The sequence below is a fragment of the Coprococcus sp. ART55/1 genome, assembly GCF_000210595.1.
GTDB classification, from domain to species: Bacteria; Bacillota; Clostridia; order Lachnospirales; family Lachnospiraceae; genus Coprococcus; species Coprococcus aceti.
This window is the reverse complement of the sequence record NC_021018.1, coordinates 3,005,229-3,009,650: the sequence shown is the minus strand read 5'-3', so window position 1 is coordinate 3,009,650 and position 4,422 is coordinate 3,005,229. Positions and strand designations below refer to the sequence as shown.

The following is a 4,422-nucleotide window of genomic DNA, read 5'->3' as shown; positions in this document are numbered from 1 at the left end:
TAATACTCATCATCGTCTGCGGAATCTATCTGACGATCAGACTTAAGTTCCTTCAGATAGTTCATCTGCCAAAGGCACTGAGATTCATGATTAAGAATGAGGAAGACGGTACAGGAGAGGTGACGAGCTTTGGCGCGTTATGTACAGCACTTTCAGCAACTATCGGTACAGGTAATATCGTAGGAGTAGCAACAGCTATAGGTATCCTTGCCGGTGGTCCCGGAGCACTTTTCTGGATGTGGATCGCAGCGCTTTTTGGAATGGCAACAAAGTATTCAGAGGGACTGCTTGCTGTAAAGTACAGAAAGATTGACGAGGATGGACACGTTCTCGGAGGACCTTTCTATTACATTGAGAGCGGTATGGGTCACAAGTGGAGGTGGCTTGCAAAGATATTTGCATTCTTCGGAGCATGCGTAGGTCTTATGGGTATCGGTACATTTACACAGGTAAATGGTATTGCTTCTGCAGTTCAGGCTTTCTTTGATCCTGACAAGGCAAATACAGTATCAATCTTTGGAAATGACTACTCAATAGCCATCGTCATCTCAGCATTTATTCTTGCAATCCTTGTAGGACTTGTTGTAATCGGTGGAATCCAGAGAATATCAAAGGTTTCTCAGATTATAGTACCATTCATGGCAGTTCTCTACATCGTGGTGTGTCTGGTTCTTATCATAGTTAATATAAATAAAGTTCCAGCTGCATTTGAAACAATAGTCAAGTGCGCATTTAAGCCTATGTCATTTGCAGGTGGTGTTACAGCAAGTCTTGCAATAGCCATGCAGAAGGGTGTTGCACGTGGTATCTTCTCGAATGAGGCTGGCCTTGGTTCTGCACCTATCGCAGCAGCAGCAGCTCAGACAAAGGAGCCTGTTCGTCAGGGACTTGTAACAATGACAGGTACATTTATTGATACTATCATCGTATGTACAATGACAGGTCTTTCAATCGTTATGATGGGAAGCTGGCAGGATGGCAGCCTTGAGGGAATCGCAGTCACAACTGATGCATTCCAGAAGGGACTTTTCTTTATGCCAGGTCAGGTTGCAGCATTCATCCTGATGATCTGCCTTGTATTCTTCGCATTTACAACTATCCTTGGTTGGGACTATTATGGTGAGAGGTGTCTTGAGTACCTCACAAACGGCAGCAAGGTCTCAGTTCAGATCTATCGTTGGTTATACATACTTTGCGTATTTATCGGACCATACATGACAGTTAAGGCTGTATGGACTATCGCTGATATATTTAACGGACTTATGGCGATTCCGAATATCATAGCATTGCTTGCACTCAGCAGTGTGGTTGTGGCAGAGACAAAGGATTACTTTGCACGTCACAAGGAACTGTAGGGCTCAATAGAAGTAAATATTTATAATAATTGGATGAACACCTACCAGCAGTCAGACAAAATTTTGTCTGGCTGCTTTTTTATTTGCGGGAGTTTTTTTGATTTATAAAGCAATAACAGTTGACAATAAAGTTAGTAGCGGCTAACATTGTGGTTGTTAAGAGAATTGGATCAGGGGGATGTAACAAATGAAAGGTTCTGAAACTATAAAAGAAACACTGCACAAGGCGGATTGTGTCTTATATCCGGTTGGTGACAGAAGAGATAAAGTTGTCATTGTGTTATCAGGCAGCGAGGGCGGTCTGGAGTATACAGGAAAATGGAGGAAAAAGTTGTGAAAAAACAGTTTTTTGAGATCGAGAAGGATGGGTTCTACGGAACATACTACGAGAATCCAAATGGGGCTGACTGTGCATTCATAGGACTGTTTGGAGACGATCCGAATGATTTTATGGCGAAGTGCGGAGCAAAGTGGCTGCACAAAAATGGTGTGAACGCACTCTGCATATCTCCTGGAAAGAAGAATTACAGCCATGTAAATAATCCGCTTGAGAGAATAGAGTCGGCTATTGCATGGCTGAAAAGTCATGGAAACCGGAAAATAGGCATCATGGGAATGAGTACGGCTGGAATGGATTCCATTGTTGCGGCATCGTATTTTCCTGATATCACATTGACATTTGGACTTACGGCAAGTGACTTTGTATGGCAGGGATTTGAACAGGGCAAAAAAGACGGATGTAAGGAATGGCCGATACCGGGTGCATCGACTCTTTCGTGGAGAGGCGAGCCTCTTGCTTATATGCCATTTGTGTATGAGCATCCTGTGTACTGGCAGAAAATCGAGGAGGAGACAAAGGGCTCCGGCGACATTGAGCGCAGTACCTGTCTGTTTATCGATTCGGAGAAGGCCAGAGAACACACAGAAGAGGAAATGATCAAGGTCGAGAACATAAGGGGAAAGCTGTTTTTGATTGGTGCAGACGACGACTCGTTCTGGGAGGCGGGCAAATACATCCGCAGAATGGATCAGCGACTGAAGGAGCGTCCACATACATGTGAGTATGTGCCGCTTGTGTATGAGCATGGAACTCATTTTGTTCTGCCGGAATCGATGCTTCGTATGGCACTTCCGGTTGGACTGAAATTCGTCATGAAGTTTATATTCAAGGCTGCAAAGGATTATCCAAATGAGTGCGAGGCGACGAGAAAGGATATAGACAGAAGACTCTCAGCCGCACTTAAGGAATGGATACAGGAATAAAAAGGGCAGGCGATTAAAATGTTGAAATATGGAATGTATGCAAAAGCTGTGGAACTGCTGTGTTTTAAGCAGGCACTTGCAAGGCTTGCGCAGATATATCCTGATATGGACATGAAGAGATATAAAAGATCCGTGAAGAGAGAGTACAAGGAGATGCTTCTCAGAACTCCCGATATAGGTGGAAGCTCACTGGAGATGAACCTGTATATCGCAGCATTTGTATTTTCACTGCACAAGGCAGAGCCGGATAGGATCACACCTGAAGTTGTGGATGAGATGGTCACTGCGGTGTTCGATTCGCCTTTCATGGTGAAGGCGCATGAGAACAAGAAGTGTACGCTCTTCACTGACAATGTTCAGGACAAAAAGGTGCAGGAGAGCATAGCAAGCCAGACATCAAAGTATGAGCTTGACTGGAAATTCCACTACGAGAAAGGTGTAGACGAATTCTATAACACTTATACTGAATGTGGAATATTTTCATCATGATCTAAAGAAAGAATATGGTATGAGGAAGGAAAAATACAATGACTATCCATGAGTTCGGAAAAGAGAATAAAGAAACGATAATATTGATACATCCATCTGTTGTGAAGTGGGATTACTTTGAGAATGTAATTCCTCTGTTAGAAAAGAATTATCATCTGCTGGTTCCGGCACTTCCGGGTTATGATTTTGACAATGACAATGACTTTACAAGCGTGGAGCAGATTGCATCAGACTTAAATAACTGGATCAAGGCGAAGGAATTCACGGAGATATATGCTGTATATGGCTGTTCTATGGGCGGTTCCGTTGCGCTTATGGTTGCGCTGGGACAGAAGGTTAGAATACAGCATTGTGTAATAGACGGCGGAATCACACCGTATCAGTTGCCATGGATCGTGACACGCTTTATTGCGCTCAAGGATTATCTAATGATGATGATAGGCAGAGCAGGCGGTGTGGCTTTGCTGGAAAAGGCATTTGCTACAGACGACTATTCCAAGGAAGATCTGCAGTATGTTGCGGATGTTCTGAGACATTGCAGCAGCAAAACACTGTGGCGAACATTTGAATCGTGCAATAACTATAAGGTGCCGGATCCTGTTCCGAAGATTGATACGCACATCCATTATTGGTACGCAAAGAATGAAGAAAAAGAGCGGAAAAATGATATAGCGTATATCAGGCGCAGGCTACCTCAGACGGAGTTTGAAGTATTACCGGAACTCGGACACGGCGGACTTGTCTTACTCAGGCCTGAGTTGTTTGAGGAAATGATGAGCAAGTTTCAGTGAGATATGGAAAATATGAGTTAATATACGTTTGACATGAAGGGGGTGGAGAATGCTAATATAATATCAAAAGGTGCAACCGATAGACGGTTAGCCCTGATATTATTGGATACAAAAGTAACCGCTAAAGTTTGTTAGGACTGGGCGGTTATTTTTGTGTCTTATCATTGCTCTTAGAGCCAACGGCATAATCAAGAGCAAAGCAAGTGATGCATAAAGCTGATTATGGCTATAAACTCCTGTGATGAAGGCTAACCGCCTACCGAATAGGGTAGCACCGCATATATCACATCAAACAAATGTTCGACTCTCAGTGTAGGTAGTTTGGCGAGAAGTGTAATCAATAAAAAGCGCATAATATTTTCGCAAATTAAAATAAAACCGGGAAAAGGATACAAAGACATTAGAAATTGTATCCTTTTCCTGGTTTTTGTCATTTTAGATAAAATTTTATGCACTTTTGAATGCTGAGAGGTCTTGCTGGCCAACAAATTGTAAACTAGAGCAAGCCTCTAGTCCTTTAACTG

At 43.0% G+C, this 4,422-nt stretch carries 4 protein-coding genes; all 4 read left to right on the top strand.

The window, feature by feature from the left end:
* A partial coding sequence (locus tag CCU_RS13520) for an alanine/glycine:cation symporter family protein (RefSeq protein WP_208896305.1) occupies nt 1–1,355 on the top strand: 1,355 nt, incomplete at its 5' end.
* Between the two features lie 333 nt (nt 1,356–1,688).
* Entirely contained in the window at nt 1,689–2,618 is a 930-nt protein-coding gene (locus CCU_RS13515) for an acyl-CoA thioester hydrolase/BAAT C-terminal domain-containing protein (protein ID WP_022216353.1), read from the top strand.
* 18 nt (nt 2,619–2,636) lie between these two features.
* Nucleotides 2,637–3,107 (top strand): hypothetical protein, encoded by a 471-nt coding sequence (locus CCU_RS13510; protein WP_015535034.1) that lies wholly within the window; start codon nt 2,637–2,639, stop codon nt 3,105–3,107.
* Nucleotides 3,108–3,145: 38 nt separating this feature from the next.
* Nucleotides 3,146–3,898 carry an alpha/beta fold hydrolase gene (locus CCU_RS13505; RefSeq protein WP_015535033.1) on the top strand — a complete coding sequence of 251 codons (753 nt, stop codon included), beginning with the start codon at nt 3,146–3,148 and terminating at the stop codon, nt 3,896–3,898.
* Nucleotides 3,899–4,422 lie beyond the last annotated feature (524 nt).